We start from the raw sequence: 441 nt of genomic DNA, 5'->3' as shown, positions 1-441 counted from the left end.
GAGCATGACGCGCCCGACCAGGTTGAGGGCGCGAAGGGGGGGCGCGATCGCGCCCGGCGCAAAGATCGTCGCCGCTGGTTTCGGCACCGCCACCGCCGAGAAGATCGATTTGCCGGATGACGTGATCGGAGCCTTCACGACATTCGACATTCTGAAGACAGCCGAGATGGCCCGCAGCCTTCAGCCCGATGCCCGCCACCTCTACATCGTCGGAGGCTCGTCCGACTTCGACCGGAGTTGGCTGACGACGGCCCGCGCGGATTTGAAACAGTTCTCCAAATCCTTTGATACGACGACCTATCTGGAAGATCTGACGATCGATGAATTTGTCGAGCGCGTATCCCGCGTGCCGCCCGACAGCATCATCCTGGCATTGACGGTCTTCAAGGATCGGGCAGGGCGCAACTTCATTCCGCGCGACGCGATCAGACAGATTGCGGC

The 441-nt window shown here is 61.7% G+C and carries 1 pseudogene; it reads left to right on the top strand.

The window, feature by feature from the left end:
- Window positions 1-441, top strand: a pseudogene (locus tag AF337_RS03810) (sensor histidine kinase); the annotation flags it as partial.

The organism is Rhizobium ecuadorense (assembly GCF_001187535.1).
Classification (GTDB): Bacteria; Pseudomonadota; Alphaproteobacteria; order Rhizobiales; family Rhizobiaceae; genus Rhizobium; species Rhizobium ecuadorense.
This window is presented reverse-complemented; position numbering and strand designations above follow the sequence as displayed.